Annotated in this window: 16 protein-coding genes; 13 read left to right on the forward strand and 3 right to left on the reverse strand. The window is 62.6% G+C overall.

What is annotated here, in order from left to right; genetic code table 11:
* Nucleotides 1-133 precede the first annotated feature (133 nt).
* On the forward strand, nucleotides 134-3688 hold the full coding sequence (locus CH291_RS04980) for a DEAD/DEAH box helicase (protein WP_080735658.1): 3555 nt from the start codon (nucleotides 134-136) through the stop codon (nucleotides 3686-3688).
* A 178-nt stretch (nucleotides 3689-3866) separates the two neighbouring features.
* Entirely contained in the window at nucleotides 3867-4160 is a 294-nt protein-coding gene (locus CH291_RS26505; RefSeq protein WP_143537844.1) for a hypothetical protein, read from the forward strand.
* A 421-nt stretch (nucleotides 4161-4581) separates the two neighbouring features.
* On the opposite strand, the gene CH291_RS04985 is transcribed toward CH291_RS26505, so the two are convergent.
* From CH291_RS04985 to CH291_RS04995, 3 genes are all read right to left on the reverse strand, one after another.
* Nucleotides 4582-4767 (reverse strand): hypothetical protein, encoded by a 186-nt coding sequence (locus CH291_RS04985; protein WP_032391834.1) that lies wholly within the window; start codon nucleotides 4765-4767, stop codon nucleotides 4582-4584.
* A 128-nt stretch (nucleotides 4768-4895) separates the two neighbouring features.
* Complete coding sequence (locus CH291_RS04990; protein ID WP_143537843.1) at nucleotides 4896-5357, reverse strand: type IV toxin-antitoxin system AbiEi family antitoxin; 462 nt, start codon at nucleotides 5355-5357, stop codon at nucleotides 4896-4898.
* Nucleotides 5291-6121: an IclR family transcriptional regulator domain-containing protein gene (locus CH291_RS04995; protein ID WP_032391833.1), complete on the reverse strand. Its 831-nt coding sequence runs from the start codon at nucleotides 6119-6121 to the stop codon at nucleotides 5291-5293. The genes CH291_RS04990 and CH291_RS04995 overlap by 67 nt, the downstream gene beginning before the upstream one ends.
* A 368-nt stretch (nucleotides 6122-6489) precedes the next feature.
* Between CH291_RS04995 and CH291_RS05000 the strand changes: the two genes are divergently transcribed.
* From CH291_RS05000 to CH291_RS05050, 11 genes are all read left to right on the forward strand, one after another.
* Nucleotides 6490-8112 (forward strand): bifunctional 3-(3-hydroxy-phenyl)propionate/3-hydroxycinnamic acid hydroxylase, encoded by a 1623-nt coding sequence (locus CH291_RS05000; RefSeq protein ID WP_032391832.1) that lies wholly within the window; start codon nucleotides 6490-6492, stop codon nucleotides 8110-8112.
* A gap of 1 nt (nucleotide 8113) precedes the next feature.
* Entirely contained in the window at nucleotides 8114-9244 is a 1131-nt protein-coding gene (locus tag CH291_RS05005) for an alpha/beta hydrolase family protein (protein ID WP_052053432.1), read from the forward strand.
* Nucleotides 9241-10608, forward strand: a complete 1368-nt coding sequence (locus CH291_RS05010) for an amidohydrolase family protein (protein ID WP_032391831.1) — start codon at nucleotides 9241-9243, stop codon at nucleotides 10606-10608. Before CH291_RS05005 ends, CH291_RS05010 begins: the two co-directional genes overlap by 4 nt.
* A 49-nt stretch (nucleotides 10609-10657) precedes the next feature.
* Complete coding sequence (locus tag CH291_RS05015) at nucleotides 10658-11860, forward strand: CaiB/BaiF CoA transferase family protein (protein WP_032391830.1); 1203 nt, start codon at nucleotides 10658-10660, stop codon at nucleotides 11858-11860.
* On the forward strand, nucleotides 11857-12693 hold the full coding sequence (locus CH291_RS05020; RefSeq protein WP_032391829.1) for a citryl-CoA lyase: 837 nt from the start codon (nucleotides 11857-11859) through the stop codon (nucleotides 12691-12693). The genes CH291_RS05015 and CH291_RS05020 overlap by 4 nt, the downstream gene beginning before the upstream one ends.
* A gap of 48 nt (nucleotides 12694-12741) precedes the next feature.
* Nucleotides 12742-13602, forward strand: coding sequence for an extradiol ring-cleavage dioxygenase (locus tag CH291_RS05025; protein WP_032391828.1), 861 nt, complete (start codon nucleotides 12742-12744; stop codon nucleotides 13600-13602).
* Nucleotides 13599-13964 (forward strand): hypothetical protein, encoded by a 366-nt coding sequence (locus tag CH291_RS05030; protein ID WP_032391827.1) that lies wholly within the window; start codon nucleotides 13599-13601, stop codon nucleotides 13962-13964. The genes CH291_RS05025 and CH291_RS05030 overlap by 4 nt, the downstream gene beginning before the upstream one ends.
* 124 nt (nucleotides 13965-14088) lie before the next feature.
* The gene (gene leuD / locus CH291_RS05035) at nucleotides 14089-14679 is read left to right on the forward strand and encodes a 3-isopropylmalate dehydratase small subunit (protein ID WP_032391826.1); all 591 of its coding nucleotides are present in this window, start codon (nucleotides 14089-14091) and stop codon (nucleotides 14677-14679) included.
* A 19-nt stretch (nucleotides 14680-14698) separates the two neighbouring features.
* On the forward strand, nucleotides 14699-15892 hold the full coding sequence (locus tag CH291_RS05040) for a hypothetical protein (protein ID WP_143537842.1): 1194 nt from the start codon (nucleotides 14699-14701) through the stop codon (nucleotides 15890-15892).
* 389 nt (nucleotides 15893-16281) lie between these two features.
* Nucleotides 16282-16479 carry a hypothetical protein gene (locus CH291_RS05045; protein ID WP_032391825.1) on the forward strand — a complete coding sequence of 66 codons (198 nt, stop codon included), beginning with the start codon at nucleotides 16282-16284 and terminating at the stop codon, nucleotides 16477-16479.
* A gap of 111 nt (nucleotides 16480-16590) precedes the next feature.
* Nucleotides 16591-17913 (forward strand): hypothetical protein, encoded by a 1323-nt coding sequence (locus tag CH291_RS05050; RefSeq protein WP_032391824.1) that lies wholly within the window; start codon nucleotides 16591-16593, stop codon nucleotides 17911-17913.
* Nucleotides 17914-18327: the final 414 nt, after the last annotated feature.

Genomic DNA, 18327 nt, shown 5'->3' on the forward strand with positions numbered 1-18327 from the left:
CCCACCGGACTTGCTCACGTGCGCCAAAGTGGGTTCGTATAGGCGCAGGTGCGCGCCTGATCGCGAGCTCTAGCTTCGGGTCAAACCCGTGAAGGAAACGAGCCTGTCGGCAAGGACGGTTAACGTCTCCAGGATGGGCACATTCGCCACCCTGTACGGCAACCTCTCCAAGGACAACCACATCCGGGGCAGGCAGTTCGAACGCATCTGCAAGTGGTACCTCGAGAACGACGCGTACTACCGACAAACCGTTCGCAATGTCTGGCTCTGGGACGACTGGGAGCACAGATGGGGCAGCGACTCCGGTATCGACCTCGTGGTCGAAGACAACGAAGGAAAACTCTGGGCGGTACAGGCGAAGGCATATGCCTCAGATCGCGCCGTCACAAAGAACGACGTCGACAAGTTCCTGTCCGAGTCGTCCAGGAGGCGGTTCCACTATCGCCTCCTCATCGCAACCACTGACCGGATACACCACGTCGCGCGGAGAACTATCGAGCCCCAGGAGAAACCGGTTGGCTTGATCGGCCTTGCCGACCTCCAAACTGCCGACATCGACTGGGCGGAGTCCCCGGACCTCCTACATCCCATCCCATCACCGCAGCCGGCCCTACCGCGCGATCACCAGACCGAAGCGGTCGACAACGTCGTGGACGGCTTCCAGAACGCCGATCGTGGTCAGCTCGTCATGGCGTGCGGTACAGGAAAGACACTCACGTCTCTGTTCATCAAGCAAGAACTTCACGCGCAGCGAACATTGGTTCTGTTGCCGTCCTTGTCCCTGCTGAAGCAGACGATGGCGGTATGGAGGACGAACGCGACCGAACCGTTCGAGGCGCTACCAGTCTGCTCCGATGAAACCGTCACCCAGGACGACGCAGCCTTGACGTCCACCAGCGAACTGTGCCTCCCAGTCCAGAACGACCCCGCCGAGATCGCCGAGTTCCTTCAACGCAGTGGACCACGTGTGGTGTTTTCGACGTATCAGTCCTCGCCGCAGATCGCGAAAGCATTCACCCTCGGACAAGTCCCGCATTTCGACCTGGCCATCGCGGACGAGAGTCACCGTGTCGCGGGCGACGAATCGACCGTATTCGCAACGATTCTCGACTCGAACGCCATCGCAGCCCGCCGGCGGCTGTTCATGACGGCGACACCGCGCTACTACACCGGACGGGTGCTGACGGCGGCGCGTGGCTCGGAGATGGAAGTCGCGTCGATGGACGACGCCACGAAATTCGGGGAGGTGTTCCACCGTCTGAGTTACGGAGAAGCCATTCGACGCGGACTACTCACTGATTACCAAGTCACTGTCGTCGGGGTCGACAACTCGACATTTCGTGAGTGGGCGACCAACGGCGTTCTGGTCCGGCGAGAGGAACAGAGCACCGACGCGCGAACCCTGGCCAGCCAGATCGGACTTGCGAAAGCGATGCGAAAATACGACCTTCGCCGCGTGATCAGCTTCCACTCCCGTGTGCTCCGCGCCAGGCGATTTGCCGCCGAAATGCCCGAGATCCTCGAATGGATGCCTGAAGAGCAGCGGCCGCCGGGAGCATTGTGGACCGGGTTCGCTTCCGGTGAAATGTCTTCCGGTGAGCGACACGTCCGCCTTCAACGTCTTCGTCACCTCGATGACGACGAGCGCGGCTTGCTGACGAACGCGCGGTGTCTCGGCGAGGGTGTCGACGTCCCCACCCTCGACGGCATCGCCTTTATCGACCCGAGGGGCTCGGAGGTAGACATCGTTCAGGCCGTCGGGCGGGCAATTCGGCTGGCCGAGAACAAAACCGTCGGAACCATTGTCATTCCCGTATTCATCGACACCGCCGCAGATCCCGAAACCGCGCTCAAAGATTCATCGTTCAAGTCTGTCTGGCGTGTCGTTATTGCTCTGCGCTCTCACGACGAACAGATGGCGCAGCAGATCGACGAAATGCGCCGTGAACTCGGCCGCACAGGTGGGCGCGCACGCATTCCGGACAAGATCCACCTGGACGTGGCGCACACCGTCGGGAAGGCATTCGTCGACGCGTTCGATGTTCGTTTGATCGAGAAGACTAGTGCCCCCTGGCATTTCTGGTACGGGATGCTGGAGCAATACGCCGCAGACAAGGGCACCTCAAGAGTGGCCGTCGACTACGTCGTCGACGGATACGCACTCGGGCAATGGGCAAGCGTCCAAAGGATCGCGCTGACCAACAAGACCCTCAGCGATGACAGGCGGTCCGCGCTGGATCGACTTCCCGGGTGGGCATGGGACGTACTGGCAGATCAATGGAGTACGTGGATCCAACTCATGGAGCAGTTCGTAGCCGAACATGGTCACGCCGACGTTCCATTTCCCTACGCGGTCGGCGACTCGAACCTCCGGAGCTGGGTCGCGACTCAGCGTGGTCTGCACAAGCGTGGTCGGTTGTCAGAGGAAAGGACACGGGAACTCGAAGCGCTCGCTGGTTGGGTGTGGGATACCCGCGAGGACACCTGGGCGCGGAACTACCAAGCACTGAAGGCGTTTGCCGCACGAATGGGCCGCGCTCAGCCGTCGCCGCGGCTGGTGGAGGACGGTGTCAGACTGGGGCAGTGGGTGGCCGCGCAGCGCACCAACCGCGACGACTTATCGTCGGAGCGGGTCCGACTCCTCGAGGCACTGCCGGGATGGTCGTGGGCACCACAGGCCGAGAAGTGGGACCGCGGCTACAAATTTCTTACGGCCTTCGTCGCGCGAGAAGGCCATGCTCGCGTTCCTAACACGCACGTGGAGAACGGCTTTCGGCTCGGTAAGTGGGTCACCGTCCAACGAGGCAATCAGAGAAATCTGTCTGCGAGCGATCTAGATCGCCTACAATCGCTGCCCGGTTGGGTGTGGGATTCGCGAGCCGCGATGTGGCAGCAGAAGCTCGAACTGCTCAGGCAGTATCAACGGCGGGAGGGCCATGCGCTAGTACCGCAGGGATTCAAGGAAGACGGCGTGCAACTCGGCGGTTGGGTTCTAGCACAAAGGAATAACCGCGCCAGCATTGTTCAGGAACGTCGGGAGCACCTGGAAGCGGTTCCAGGATGGTCGTGGGACCCGTACACGGATGCTTGGGATCGTGCGTACGCCGCGCTGGTCTCTTACGCGGAACAGCACGGACACACGCGGGTCTCGCGCGGCCACATTGCCGACGGGGTCAATCTGGGCGGTTGGGTCGGAGAGCAACGGGGCAATTGGGCCAAGATGACCGAGGACCGACGCCAGCGCTTGGAGGCCGTTCCTGGCTGGAGCTGGAACACCCTCGACGACTCATGGACGCAACACCTCGAGCTGCTGCGGTCTTACGCACGAAGGGAAGGCCATACGAGCGTTCCTGTCGACTTCGTCGAGGACGGTCTGAAGATCGGTCAATGGGCCAGGCTCCGTCGACGCGAACACACAAGACTCGACTCTGACAGACAAGCTCAGTTGGAAGCCATACCCGGTTGGTTCTGGGGCACAAAAAGCGATCACATCTGGAACCAAAAATTCGAGATGCTCGAGCAATACGTAGCGCGTGAAGGTCACATCAAGCCCCCGGATGACCACGTGGAAAAGGGCGTCAAACTAGGCGCGTGGGTCCGGGAGCAGTGGCGTGGGCGGGAGAACATCAAAGCCGAGCGATCAGCCAAACTGGAGACGTTGCCGGGCTGGAGCTGGGAGACCGGTTAGAACCGCCGGAGTTTGCGGACCGGGCTCCCCTATTCAGTCCCAATGGCGACAGCACGAACTTAGCGGGCGGCCTACATCGAAACAGGTCAGTTCCAAGTCGCGCTGTCGATGCAGCCGGATGCCTGCGACAGACCCGCCACACCGGCAACCAGGGTTTCGCGACCTATACAGTGCTGGTGTGACCATCACTGCGATCGCGCCTTTCATCGTCGCTCCTGCAACGGCTTGCCTAACCTTGATCGCAGGATGGTTTGTGACGGCCCGAATCACAGATAGGTGGGACAGAATCAAGAAGCTACGCGAGTTTGATTTACAAGCCGTTAACGAGTTTCACCGTTTGTACGGTGATTTCTTCTCGACGTGGAAGTCATGGGACTCGTTGCATTCAGGGTCGCTAAGAGGCCAGAAGAACAACGATCTTGTTTGGCAATGCCAAAACCGCGCCGCGCAGATTGATGGAAACATCGAGTAATTACTGGTGAAGGTGTCCGCCGAGCGGTCTCTGACCGCCGATGAGGTCAGCGCCTTAGCTGCGACACGGCAGGCGTTTCAGCAGCTCAGGAAAGCCATAGAAAATGACCGACCATTAAATTGGTGGGCGGCAGATCTTGCCGAATACTCGGCATTTAAGAGCCTTGCAACAATCACATCTTGCATCTTGTCCGCAACTCCTCGGGGTGTCGAGTCTCCAAAATCCGTCGACGCAGCGCGAACACTGCGAACGCTGACAGACAACGACCTCGAAGAGACTTGGGTCGAAGTTGCTGTACGGGTCGCAGAGCTTGAAGAGTTCAGAACCGTTTACCGCGCGTTACACTGAAACCACAAGATCACCAAAGGGCCCTAGAGACTTTCCTCGCCGACTAGAAGTGATATTCGAGTCCTGCACCCATTCAACTCATCATCGTCATCATCATCGCTGACAGGATGATAGGGAAGCAGTTGCCGATGAATACAACCTGATCCGCGAAGTGCGCACCCAGATAGTCAAGCAGGTGAGAGATGAGATGACCCCGGTCGACCTGTGCACGCGTGACACCGAATTGCGTTGCCACCGAGGCTAGCTCGTCGAGATTCACTACTTTTGCCCCAACCGAGCCTGCAGCCGCAATACAGTCGTTGTCATCTTCTGAGCCCCAGCGATCTCCGCCAAAACGCCTCGGTCGCACTTCCGATTCAACTGCTCCACAGCGGGCCGCGCCTCACCCTAGGCGTCACCGAGCCCCGGACACATCGCCAGATCAAACACCGTCTGCTTCGCAGTAGTCACCAGCACCGCACCCAACTCGGTATCGATGCGCTCCGCATCCAGACGTGCCATGTCGCGAACGACGAACCGAATCACCGCCTCACGATCCGCCAACCGAATCGGATCGTGGCGCGTCGGGACAGCCACCACAGCAGTCGCTAACGCCCGCGGAATCGCCCCGTGCAACCGGGCCGCACTGACACCCATCACGACGGCATCATCGCGACCATAGGCAGAGACCGCGATACCAGCCGCCGCAGCTCCAAGCCAGGCATCCATCCGGGCCGGACATCGAGGCTGGCGTCGACAGACTTCGCCGAAGTTCGCTGAATCCGCAAGGAGGCCATGCAACCTCAGGGACGCGATTGTGGGTCGATCGACGTGCCGCGGGGCGCGGGTTCGATCGGGCGGTTCTGCCATGCGCTCCAGTCGGCTGATGTCTGGGCGGCAGCAGACAGAAGCTTCGGTAGGTAGGTCTCCTCGAGAGTGCCGACGCTGGTTTCTGCGGCGTGGACGGTGATGTTCATGGCTGCGCGTGCGACTCCACGGCCGTCGTGTACCGGTACCGCGATCGAGCGGACGCCCGGTGCCAGATCCTGATCGGCCAGCGCCCAACCGCGCTGCGCTGTTTCGTCGAGTATCTCGTCGATCTGCTCGGTCGTGAACACTTTCGCAGCGAGCCCTGAGCGGGTTGGCTCGGACAGGCGCTCGTGTACCGAACCCCGGTCCATCGCCGAGAGAAGGGCCCGCCCTTGGGAGGTCACCATCGCGGGAAATCGGGTTCCGATGTCGACTCGAAGCGAGATGAGCTTGGGCACCGCCACGCGGGCGACATACACGATGTCGGAGCCGTCGAGCTGAGCCATCGAAGACGATTCGCCGGTGAAGGCCACCAATTCTTCGAGGTGGGGTCTGGCCATGTCCCAGAGGTTGAGGGCACCGATGTACGCCATTCCGAGTTCGAGCACCCGCGGGGTCAGGGTGTAGCCGGCGTGGCCGGATCTGACGTAGCCGAGCTCCTCGAGCGTGAGCAGTATCCGCCGGGCTGTCGGCCGTGCCAGCTCGGCACCAGCGGCGACCTCGGTCAACGACATCACCGGCTTATCGGCCGAGAAGATCCGGAGCACGTGCAGCCCTCGGGCCAGCGCTTCGATGAAGTCCGGTCCCTGTCCGCGTTCAGCCACTGAACTGCCTCTTCTCTCATGTCGTTGGTGCAGCACCTTCAGTTGTAGCCGGTCGCCGATGAAGTTCGTCGCGCGGATGCCGATACGGCTGTGCGCTGCACAACGCTCCTACACGCGTATGACGCTTGACACATCGAATCTTGGAAGGCATTCTTGAACCTACACGAACGGACCACTGTCCGCTAGACGGACGATAAAGGCTTGAGCTGCTGAAACAAAGCGCAAGGGTCCGATCGAGTAGCTCACCGGGTTGTCCGGCCGCGAACAGCCTGCGGCCGCGCCGACGGTCGAGGCCAGACCGGAACACCGCACAGATGCACCCCGCCCCACCGGCGGCAGACAGAAGTACTCGAAAGGACCCACCAGCGATGAAGAACTACGACGTTGTAGTCATCGGTTTCGGACCCGTCGGGCAGATGCTCAGTGCCCAGCTCGGGCAGGCAGGGCATTCCGTTGCCGCGTTCGAGGCCTACGAGACCCTGTACGGCCTCTCCCGCGCCGGCCACATGGACGACGAGATCGTCCGCACGCTGCAGAAGATCGGCATCGACGAAGAATTCAAGTCCGACGCGGTGCCGTGGGACATGTACGACATGCGCACCAAGGCTTTCGACGGCGAGCTGCTGCTGCGCATGGACTGGTCGCAGGTCGGCCCCCACGGTCACCGTGGCCATTGGATCTTCTACCAGAACTACCTCGAGCTCGCGATGCACCGGGCAGTCACCGAAACCGGCAACGTCGACATCACCATGGGCACCAAGGCCGTGGGCTTCGAGCAGGACGACGACGGGGTGACCATCACCCTCGAGCACCGCAAGAGCGGCGAGCAGACTCAGGTGCGGGCGAAGTACCTCATCGCCGCGGACGGCGCTAACAGCTCCATCCGCGAGCGCCTAGGGATCAAGACCTGGGTCGGCAACTGCGACTACAACCAGCTCGTCGTCGACTGCCGCGAGAAGCACAAGCTCAACTTCGAGTTCGACAACGGTCAGTTCGCCGACCCTGAGCGGCCGGGATGTCTGTTCCAGCTCGGTGCTCACCACCACCGGTGGGAGTGGACACTGTTGCCCGGCGAGAAGCCGGAGGACTTCACCGAAGAGCGGGTATGGGAGCTGTTGAAGCCCTGGGTGGGCCCCGACGATGTCGAGATCCTGCGCCGTCCGGTCTACAACTTCCGGGAAGTGGTCGCCGAGCATTGGCAGGATGGTCGAGTGTTCCTCGCCGGAGACTCCGCCCATGTGTTGTGGCCTTTCGCCGGTGAGGGAATGTGCAACGGCATCCGCGATGCATCCTCGCTCGCGTGGAGGCTGAACCTGGTGCTGCGTGATCAGGCATCGCCGCAGATCCTCGACAGCTACACCGCCGACCGCAAGCCCATTTTCGTCGCGTGGATGAATCTCTCCCGCGAAATCGGACTGCCGTGCGTGATCACCGACCCCGAGATCGCGGCCATGCGAGATCAGGGCCTCAAAGCTGCGATGGCCGACCCGTCGCTGATTCCTCCGATGCCCGAGATCCCCGGCCCGACGTCGTTCGTGCGTCCGAACGATCCCACCGCCAGCACGGTCGGCGTGCAGGGCATGGTCGAGGTCGACGGCACGAAGGGCCTGTTCGACAATCTCGTCGGAACCGGCTGGGTTCTGCTGACCACCGACGCCGACGCTCTGACGTCACTGTCCGAGCAGCAACGTGACCTCATCGACCGCATCGGCATCATCACCGCCCATGTCGGGGCACCCGGATCTGGCGCGAAGATCGTCGACGTCGATGGCACCTACCTGCAGTGGCTGAGCGGCCTCGGTGCCACCACGGTGCTGATCCGACCGGACTTCTGGCTCTTCGGATCCGCCGAACAGGCCTCCCAGACAGGAGCACTGCTCGACTCGCTCGCCGACGGTCTCGCCGGCCGCTTCCCCACCCCCGCCCGGGTCCCCCAGCCCGACGAAGCGCAGCCCGATCGCGCCGTCGACGCGGCCACGGCAGGTGTCTGACGTGGCAGAGACCACCGACACCACACCGCCGTGGGCAGCGGAAGTCGCTGCCCGCAAGCGGGCGATGCCGTTGCAGCGACTGATCGGCAACGGCCTGGACTACGCCGACGTCACCGAGCTCTACGCACTCGCCGACTCCGGTATCCCGTGGGCCGATGCCGGCGCACAACTGGGCGAGCGCATCGCAGCCTCGGCGGCCGCATCGAAGTCCGAGGGACATCTGGTCACCGCTCGCAGTGACTACCTCCGAGCCAGTGCCTGCTACCGAGTCGGGCAGGTGCCCCTGCCCGACTCCGATCCGCACAAGAAACCGATGTATCGCAAACTCATCGAATACTACGGCGCAGCAGGCGAACTGGCCGATCCGCCGGTCGAACACGTCGAGGTCCCCTACCGCGGTGCACGGTTGTGCGGATGGCTGCTGCGGCCCGCCGGTATCGACACTCCCCCGGTGGTGATCGTCATGGGCGGGTTCGACGGATGGCGCGAGGAATACCACGTGGGCGCAACGTATCTGCTCGCCCGCGGGATCGCGGTGTTCCTCGTCGACGGACCAGGCCAGGGCGAGAGTCGGATCCTGCAGGGCCTGTATCTCGATGCCGATGTCCCCGAAGCGTTTTCGGCCCTGATCGATCATCTGCAGACCGATGACCGTCTCAGCGACAGAATCGGGATCTGGGGCAACAGCATGGGCGGCTACCTCGCAGCGCTCGTCGCGGCCAGCGACTCCCGCATCGCGGCCTGCGCGGTCAACGGCGGCACCGTCCGCCCGGCGGAAATCCTCGATCGCTACAAGCGTTTCGTGACCAAAGTGCAAGCGCTGCTGGGGATCGACGACCCCGACAAGGCCGTCGAGACGATGAACGCCTTCGTGCTCACCGACGAGACCCTCTCGGGCTTGACCTGCCCTCTGCACGTCATGCACGGCACACCCGATCAGATCTTCCTGATCGAGAACGCCCGGGCTCTCCACGACGGCGCAGCATCGTCGGACAAGACGTTCAGCGAGTTCCCCGACGGGGATCACTGCATCTACAACCACTCCCACGACAAGCACACCCGGCTCGGCGACTGGTTCGCCGACCGCCTCGGTGTCACCGACCGACTCAGTGCAGAAGGAGATCACCGATGACCACCCCCACCAGTTCAGCAATCCCCGAGGGCCGCATCCTCATTCGCGGCGCGCATCTGCTCACCCAGGACGATGCTCTCGGCGACTTCGTCGGTGACGTTCTCATCGACGGCGGCAAGATCGTCGAGGTCGGCACCGATCTCGACGCCGCCGGGGCCACCGTCATCGACGGCACCGATCGGGCCGTACTGCCCGGCTTCGTCGACACCCACCGTCACACCTGGCAAGGGGCGATCCGCCAGGTCGGCACCGGATGGGACTTCCCGAAGTACCGCCAGCATATTCAGCTCACCTGGGGCCCGGAATTCACGCCCGACGATGTCTACATCGGCAACCTCACCGGCGCACTCGGTGCGCTCGACGCCGGCATCACCACCCTGCGCGACGAGTCGCACATCCAGAACAGCACCCAGCACACCGATGCCGCCATCGCCGCACTGCGCGATTCCGGTATCCGCGGCGTCTTCGCGTTCGGTTGGCCCTCGATCGATTCCAACAAGTGGATGCTGCGCGGTGAAGCCACCCACCCCGAGGACATCCGCCGCGTCCGCTCCGACGTTCTCGCCGACGACGACGCCCTGGTCACCCTGCAGGCCATGCTCCGCGGACCGGAACTGTCCACTCTCGATGTGACCAGCAAAGACCTCGCGATGGCACGTGAGCTCGGAATCCGATCCTCGATGCACGTCGGGAACGGCCCGTGGGGTCCGGAATTCCGGGGCATCGGCTCGCTCGGCGACGCCGGCCTGCTCGCCGAGGACCTGCTGTTCATCCACTGCTGCACCAGCGACGACGACGAACTGAAGATGCTCGCCGACTCCGGCGCACACGCCTCGGTCTCCGCCGCGGTCGAGGCAGTCCTGCCCGGCCTCGGTGCCCCCGCCACCGGACGCCTGCTCGCTGCCGGTATCCGCCCCAGCCTGAGCATCGACACCGAAGCATCCGTCGCCGGAGACATGTTCAACGTCATGCGCGCGGCGTTGACGGCACAGAACGTCGGAATCAGCATCGACCCCGACACCTACGGCACACTCCCGGCGTTCACCCCGGCCGACCTGCTCGCCATGGCCACCATCGAAGGCGCACGTGCGTCGGGACTCGATCACAAGAGCGGATCGATCACCCCCGGCAAGGACGCCGACCTGATCGTGATCCGCCTCGACGACGCGAACCTGTTGCCCGCCAACGATATCGCCGCCAGCATCGTCGGAGCCGGACATCCCGGAAACATCGACACCGTCTTCGTCGCCGGCGAGGTCCGCAAATACGGCGGCAGGCTCGTCGGCTGCGACATCGCCGACATCCGTGCTCGCGCCGAAGCCTCCCGCGATCGGCTGTTCTCCTTCGACCTCGTCGAAGGCTGACCGGTGCACCCCGCACCCACTGACACTCTGCTGGAAAGGATCTGACCTCGTGGCTCCCACAGGCACCTCCCCCGCCCGACCCCTGAACGGCATCGTCGTCGCGGACCTCTCCCGCGTCCTCGCCGGGCCCTACGCGACGATGCTGCTCGCCGACATGGGTGCCGAGGTGATCAAGGTCGAAAGCCCCGGCGGCGACGACACCCGCTCGTGGATTCCGCCCGTGCGCGAGGACGGCGTCTCGACGTACTACGCCGCGATCAACCGCAACAAGAAGTCGATCGTCCTCGACTTCAAGAACGACGACGACCTCACCGTCGCCCACGCATTGACCGGTCGCGCCGACGTCGTGGTGGAGAACTTCAAGCCCGGTGGCCTGCGCCGATTCGGCCTGGACTACGACACGGTGAAAGAGCGCAACGAGGCGATCGTCTACTGCTCGATCAGCGGCTTCGGGTCCGCGGAGGGTGCATCGCTGCCCGGCTACGACCTGATCGTGCAAGCGATGTCGGGCCTGATGAGCCTGACCGGCGACCCGGACGGCCCGGCCTACCGCGCCGGCATCAGCGTCTTCGACGTCATGGCCGGACTGCACTCGACCATCGGCATCCTCGCCGCGTTGGCGCACCGGTCCGCGACCGGGGAAGGCCAGCACATCGAAACCTCGTTGCTGGCATCGGCGATGAGCGGGCTGGTCAACCAGACCTCCGCGTACGTCGCCGGCGGGGTCACTCCGCACCGGATGGGTAACGCGCACCCCAGCCTGTTCCCGTACGAACCGCTCCCCACCGCCGACAACGACCTGATCATCACCGCCGGCAACGACGCCCAGTTCCGCAAACTGGTCGGCGTGCTCGGCGTTCCCGAGCTCGCCGACGATCCCCGTTTCGCCAAGAACGAGGACCGCACCGAACGCCGGGAAGAGTTGCGGCCATTGCTGGTCGAACGCCTGCGTACCGAGTCGGCGACCCATTGGTTCGACAAGCTCAACGAGGTCGGTGTCCCGAACGGCCCGATCAACACCATCGCCCAAGGGGTGCAGTACGCCGAGAAACTCGGCCTCGAACCGGTCGTCCAGGTCGGGCCACCCGGAGCAACCGTCCCCGGGGTGCGCAACCCCATCACCTTCAGCGGCTTCGCCCCCCGCTACGACCTCGCACCGCCGACACTCGGTCAGGACAGCGACGAGGTCCGCGCCTGGCTCTCCGCGGCCACCACCACCGCGCCGCCGACCACTGGACAGGGACAACGATGAGCAACGCCGACTACACACCGCGCACGGACTTCCCGACCTCTCTGGGCACATCGTCGGCCACCGAGATCAAGCTCCTCGGCCAGGACCTGGCCGGCGACCTCATGGGCAAGGTCGGCTTCGGAGAACTCGCCTTCTGGATGGTCGCCATGCGCCGACCCACCCCCGGCGAGGTCCGCGTCTTCGAGTCCGTCCTGGTTGCACTGACCGATCACGGGTTCACCCCGACCGCCATCGCCGCCCGCGTGACCTATCTCAGCGCCCCCGACTCATTGCAGGGAGCGCTCGCGGCCGGGCTGCTCGGCGGAGGATCGCGATTCCTCGGCGTCACCGAAGACTGCGGACAGTTCCTGGCCGATGCACTGGCAGCGCACGCCGCCGGCGGTGGAACTCTGCCGGACAGCGACGAGGGTTGGGATCAGATGGCTCTCGATGCCATTGCCCGGCAACGTAAATCAGGAAAGCACGTCCCCGGCCTGGGGCACCCCAACCACAAGGGCGGCGATCCACGCACGCCGGTGCTGATTTCCATCGCCACCGAAGAGGGCCTGCGCGGACCGCACCTGCAGTTGTTCGAGGCCATCGGCCGGATGTCCGAGCGCGGCGTCGGACGACACCTGCCGCTCAACGGAGCCGGTGTGTGCGGGGCCGCGCTGGCGGACCTGGGCCTGCCGACCGAGATGCTGCGCGGTTTCGCGCTGCTCGCCCGATGCGCCGGCCTGATCGGACAACTCACCGAGGAACGACGCAACCCCATCGCCAACGACATCTACATGAACGTCGACCGCGGTGCGTACTACGTCGATCCCGCCGACACCGATTCCTCCGCAACGTAAAAGCTTCACTACAGCCCATCCGCTACCTTCACCGAGGAGACTCTTTTCATGGCGACACTGGCGGCAGTGCTCGGCACTACCCATCACCCGTTCTATTACAAAGCCACCACCGGCCCGGTGGAGGAACAGCCCCCGTTCGCGGCGGAGTGGAAGCGAAAGGTCGAGGCCTACCGCGAGACACTGACCGCGGCGAAGCCGGACATCCTGGTGATGGTCGGAGCCGACCACTTCCACCAGTTCTTCCTCGACAACTACCCGACCTTCCTCATCGGGAAAGCGCCGCGCTACGACGCCACCTTCTACAACGAAGAACGCGAATTCGGCATCCCCAAATATGTTCTGGAGGGCCACGAAGAGCTCTCCGGTTTCCTGCTCCAAGGGCTGATGGACCGCGGGTTCGACTTCTCGTTCAGCAACGAACTCAAGATCGATCACTCGATCATCTGCCCGATCATCACCACTCGCCCCGAGGCCGACCTACCGGTGGTGCCGATCTACACCAACATCTTCGCCCCGCCGCTCCCGTCGCCGAAACGGTTCTGGGATCTCGGCCGCGCGATCCGCGAGGTCATCGACGAGTACCCCTCCGATCAGCGGATCGCGGCCATCGGCAGTGGGCATCTGTCCCTCGAACTCGGCGGACCACGTCAATTCGGTGAACACGGACCCGATCCCGAATTCGACGCCAACGCCATCCGCTGGCTCTCCGAAGGCAACATCGAGGCCATCCTCGACAACGTCACCCTCGAGACCCTCGCAGGTCACGGAAACGCCACCCACGGTTTCATGGACCTGATCTTGATGATGGGCATCGCCGGACCCGAAAAGGCCGCGTACGTAGACAATTTCGATCTCTATCACACGATGGAGGCCTACTTCACCTGGTACCCGAACGGAGATCCGGCATGAGCAAGTACTACGTCGACAAGTTCCTGTTCACCGTCGACCGCGACCCCGACTACCTCGACGCCTACGCCAAGGACCCGAAAGAGTTCGTCGGCCGCTGGGAGGAGGAAATCGGGCCCAAGCTCTCCGACAGTGAACGCACCACCGTCTATGCGCTCACCGACGAAGAGCGCGAGGCTCTGATCAACCACGACTACGTGGCACTGTTCGAGATGGGCGCACACTTCTTCCTCAACCTCACGCTGTTCATCGCGATCTACGACGAAACCTGGGCACTCGAGAAGGGCCCACTGTCCTTCCAACGCGAATTCGGCGCTCAGCTCCAGCACTGGCTCGGCAAGCCGTATCCCTCGGTCGCGACCTGAGTGCAGATCTTCTACTGGCCGACCGACCGGCCGAGTAGAACAGCCGGGCCCGGGGTGACCGTACGCGCGTGCCACCCCGGTCCCGGCAACCCAACTCCGCGCAGCACCGGAGGTGCACCAACCCATGCAGGCCTTCACCACCGTCACCGGAATCGCTGCGCCCCTGCGGCGTAGCGGAGTCGACACCGACCAGATCTGCCCCTCGGAATACATGAGGCGCGTCACTCGCACCGGCTACGACGACGCACTGTTCGCCAGCTGGCGGGCCGACCCGGACTTCATTCTGAACCGTCCGCCGTTCGACACCGGACAGATTTTGGTGACCGGACCCGATTTCGGGATCGGATCCTCCCGCGAACACGCAGTATGGGCGTTGTGGGACTTCGGCTTTCGCGTCGCCGTATCATCGCGGTTCGCCGACATCTTCCGATCCAACGCCGGCGAAGCCGGCCTGCTCGCCGCCGAGGTCGCCCAACCCGACGTCGAACTGCTGTGGAAACACATCGACTCGCACCCCGGTGAGAACATGACCGTCGACCTGCACACCTGCACCATCACCGCCGGTACCCTGACCGTGCCGTTCGGCATCGATCCCACCACCCGCAGAAAGCTTCTCGACGGGCTCGACGACATCGCCTCGACGCTCCAGTACGACGCCGACATCGCCGACTTCGAGCGTCGCCGACCTTCCAGAATGCCCCGAACCACCGCATGAACATCGAGCTGGGGCCGTGGTGACCGGCGCACCCGACGTGGCCGGGTCGGGGTGGCTGCGCAACCTGGTGCCCATCGACCCGCAGACCCCCGCGCCGGCCAGTACCGCGGCCACCATCGCCGATGCCGCAGAACGCATCGGCAGCGGTCCGGTCGCGTGGGCCTGCGAGGTGGGTTCGGCGATGGCGACCACCATCGTCGAGGAGATCCCCGAGATCGGCGGCGGTACCGAACAACTCGACACACTGCGGATGGGGACCGAATCGTCAGCCATCCGCGCTCTGTTGCGGATCGCCGAGCTCGACGATGCCATGCCGGCCATCACCGACGAAGCGCTGCGCGGGGACCGTGAATTCGTCCGCCGCGGAGTCGCCCTCGACCGAGTGCTGCGCGGTGTCCGCCTCGGTCATGCAGCCCTCTCGCGCGCCTTCATGGCCGCCTGCACCCGCTACGTCGACGCTGAGCAGCGCGTGCCGCAGATGCAACGCATCTCCGAGCTGCTCTTCGACTACATCGACGAATTCTCTGGGGCCATGGCCACCGAGTACGTCGCCGAACGCGACCGATGGATGGCCAGCGCCGCGGCCACCCGCGCCGAAGCGGTGCGCGCGATCCTCGCCGGCGAACTCGACGACGCAGCCGCCGCCACCGCGGCACTGGATTACGACGTCAGCGTCGAGCACATCGCGCTGACCCTGTGGTTCGAGCCGGCGCGCCGCCGCGCCGACACGACCGACCTGCACGCTGCCGCCCACGACGCGCTCACTGCAGCCGGCGCCACGCAGCGGCTCGTGCTTCCCGTCGGTGCCGCCAACGTCTGGGCCTGGGGCGGGCGCCGCCGCTTTCCGATCACCCTCCCCCTCGTCGACCATCGACCCTCCACCCGAGACATTCGCGTAGCAGTCGGTGCCCGTGGAACCGGGTTGGCAGGCTTCCAGCGCTCTCACCACGACGCGGCCATGGCCGAACGCTCGGCCCGCATGGCGCAGCGCCCGACGCCGCTCACCTTTTACACCGAAGTAGCCGTACCGGCCATGCTGACCCAAAACATAGACGCAGCAAGCGCTTTCGTTGTCCGGGAAACATCAACGTCCCCGCACTGGGGCGGGGATTCAGCGAAATGGCGGAGGTCGGCGACTCTCCGCTGTCTGACACATAGTGCACCACCGCATCAATGGGCTCCTGCGACTCCATTGCAACGGCCAATGTTTTGAGTGACTAACGAACCCACACTAAGTTCGAGCCGCGAGGCACCCTCCGGGTAGCCCGCATCGCCACACGATGGAGCCGCAGACTGGCGAGAGGGGCGTACCGAGGTCCGATCTGCCAGGGCCTCCCTCCCTGACACTCTTGGCAGAGCCAGACCGGCCCCCGGAGTGTCGTCGGCACCCTCGGCAAACACTCGTTTAACATCCCTGGTAGCCTGAATCATCTTTTCTACGGTGGCAAGGAGCTGGCGAGTGGAAGGTCTCAAAGGTCGAGCACGTAGCATCGCTTGCAACGGACGCCCCAGCTCAGAGCGCCGACACAGCCAAACTGACGCCACGCGAAGAGAACGAGAGCGGTCCCGACCCATGCCCACAAGCGAATCGACAGCACACGCATGAGCAAGCTTGCTCGAGCCAAGACCGGCAAATTGAAGTTCATTGCCGGCGGCAAGCACAGCGACGCCCAGAAGCGGCTCATTGAGCGTGTGGCTAAGGACGGGTCGAAGGGCTCCATTGTCATCAAGACCGGCGGAGGGGGCGTGGTCTCCGAGAAAATGTCTAGACACCTCAAGCCAGCCCACACCACTCAGTAGTCGTGTATGCAGCTGCCTGAAGGCTCCCAAAACTGGGCAGATTTAGCCAGACTTGGCCGGTACTTTCTAGACCTGGTCGAGGATCCGTCTTGGGTTCAGAGACGAGTAACGGTGATCGATTTCGTGGATCTGCAGCGAGCCCGCAGATCCGTCTCGATGACTATTTCAGGTCCGGAGCTTCTCCGCCGGGCACGCAAGCACCAAATCTCGATCGCAAACGGAATTTTCATCCCCCTGGAACTGATGCCAAAAGGACTCTTGGTCGACTTCAGTATCCGAGATGGGAACGGAGCCGCGATTCCGCTCGTAACGAGCTCGCGCGACTCTGTTGCTGCACAGGCACTCATTCTTGCATGCGCGGAGAAGAGCGGTATTGATCCGATGGAGTTCTCCAGTACTGCTATTGACAAAGTGTATAACATTGCACATTCGTTCCCCACCGACGACATCGTGCAAGCAGTCAGTAGTGGAATTAATAATGATAGCCTGAAGAAGCTCTGGGGAATCCAGACAGGACAGTCGAGCAGTGCCCTCCAGGTCGAGACGTGGGACCGAGCGTTCGGTGATCCAAAATTCCGACAGTTTATGGCGACCTTTACCTTACAATTCATGCCTATCGTCTTTGTTACTTCCGGTTCACTAGATACGGATTTTATACTAAAAACAAGTATCACTGACAGCGAGCCCGTACTGGGGCAGAGATCGATCAAGGAAAGACTTGCCATTGATGGTGTATTGATTCAATACACCGCAACTAATAGCGGACTAGCCCAGCGAGAACATATTCGACTGAATGCCCCTGAGGGCACATTTGCGACCGAACCAATTGTCACACAAGGGCTATCGGGTACAGAGGAAGCGTCGGGCACTCTTCGCCCGTCGAACTCCATACATCAGATGACCACTCGCTCTGCCGCGACACTGTACCTCAATTCTGAATCCTCTGACGTTTATAATCTTTACCTAGAGCTAAGGCCGACCACGCGCTCATTTCTAATACCATCTTTCATCTCCGTCGCTTCAGCCATGCTCATCCTCACTCTCGGAGTAATCCTGCATGCATCGGACGGCCGACTCAACAATATTGCTACCGCTACATCGGGTTCAACTGTGGCGTTGCTTCTAATTATACCTTCTTTGGTCTCAGCTTATTTCGCGCAGCCAGGGGAACATGAGGTGCGCGCCAGCTTGCTGGCCGTTCCTAGATTCGTCGTCGGCATGTCCGCCTTCTTCACCACGATGGCAACAGTGCCGATTTTCGTCAATATGAGCGGTCGTGTAATCGCCCTTACATGGCTTACAGCCTCGATTGTATGCGTCTTGACTCTGATCTATTTGATTGTCGTCAGACACAATATCAATAAAGCTATTCGAGAGGTCGACCTCATTTCTGGCCTTACCGTAGAGTCGCAGACTTTTGAGCTCGAAGACTGACCCCTGCAATCCAGACACCTTATCGCGTTACCTACCAAAAGTCGCACATTAGGGGACTATGTTGAATGCGGGCGAAATAGGGTGGCACTCACCGATGCCCACCGGAACCCATCAAGCAGATTCGACTGGCGTCCCTCGCCGACCTCATAGAGCAATGCGATCTAATGGCGTGGCCAAACAGAAGTGGTGGCGTCTGAGCACCGTTGACACACCGCGGCACTACTGAGCCATGATCGAAAGATCGCTTGCCGACGACTGTCGCGAACTCCCCCTCACTCCCTGTTTTTAATCAAGCGAGCAGCCATAAACTCAACACAACAATGGACGCGGGAACGAAGCGCGGAGACTCACATCGATCTCAAACAAAGCCTTTGAGTAGCTTCGAATCCGACAAAGAATCCGCACACGCCAGAA

The organism is Rhodococcus sp. 14-1411-2a (assembly GCF_002259485.1).
Classification (GTDB): Bacteria; Actinomycetota; Actinomycetes; order Mycobacteriales; family Mycobacteriaceae; genus Rhodococcoides.

Coding starts and splice junctions, on each gene's coding strand:
- CH291_RS05045 (WP_032391825.1), top strand. CDS start 16,282: ATGAGCAAGCTTGCTCGAGCCAAGACCGGCAAATTGAAGTTCATTGCC.
- leuD (WP_032391826.1), top strand. CDS start 14,089: ATGCAGGCCTTCACCACCGTCACCGGAATCGCTGCGCCCCTGCGGCGT.
- CH291_RS05020 (WP_032391829.1), top strand. CDS start 11,857: ATGAGCAACGCCGACTACACACCGCGCACGGACTTCCCGACCTCTCTG.
- CH291_RS05010 (WP_032391831.1), top strand. CDS start 9,241: ATGACCACCCCCACCAGTTCAGCAATCCCCGAGGGCCGCATCCTCATT.
- CH291_RS04990 (WP_143537843.1), bottom strand. CDS start 5,357: ATGGCAGAACCGCCCGATCGAACCCGCGCCCCGCGGCACGTCGATCGA.
- CH291_RS05030 (WP_032391827.1), top strand. CDS start 13,599: ATGAGCAAGTACTACGTCGACAAGTTCCTGTTCACCGTCGACCGCGAC.
- CH291_RS04980 (WP_080735658.1), top strand. CDS start 134: ATGGGCACATTCGCCACCCTGTACGGCAACCTCTCCAAGGACAACCAC.
- CH291_RS05025 (WP_032391828.1), top strand. CDS start 12,742: ATGGCGACACTGGCGGCAGTGCTCGGCACTACCCATCACCCGTTCTAT.
- CH291_RS05000 (WP_032391832.1), top strand. CDS start 6,490: ATGAAGAACTACGACGTTGTAGTCATCGGTTTCGGACCCGTCGGGCAG.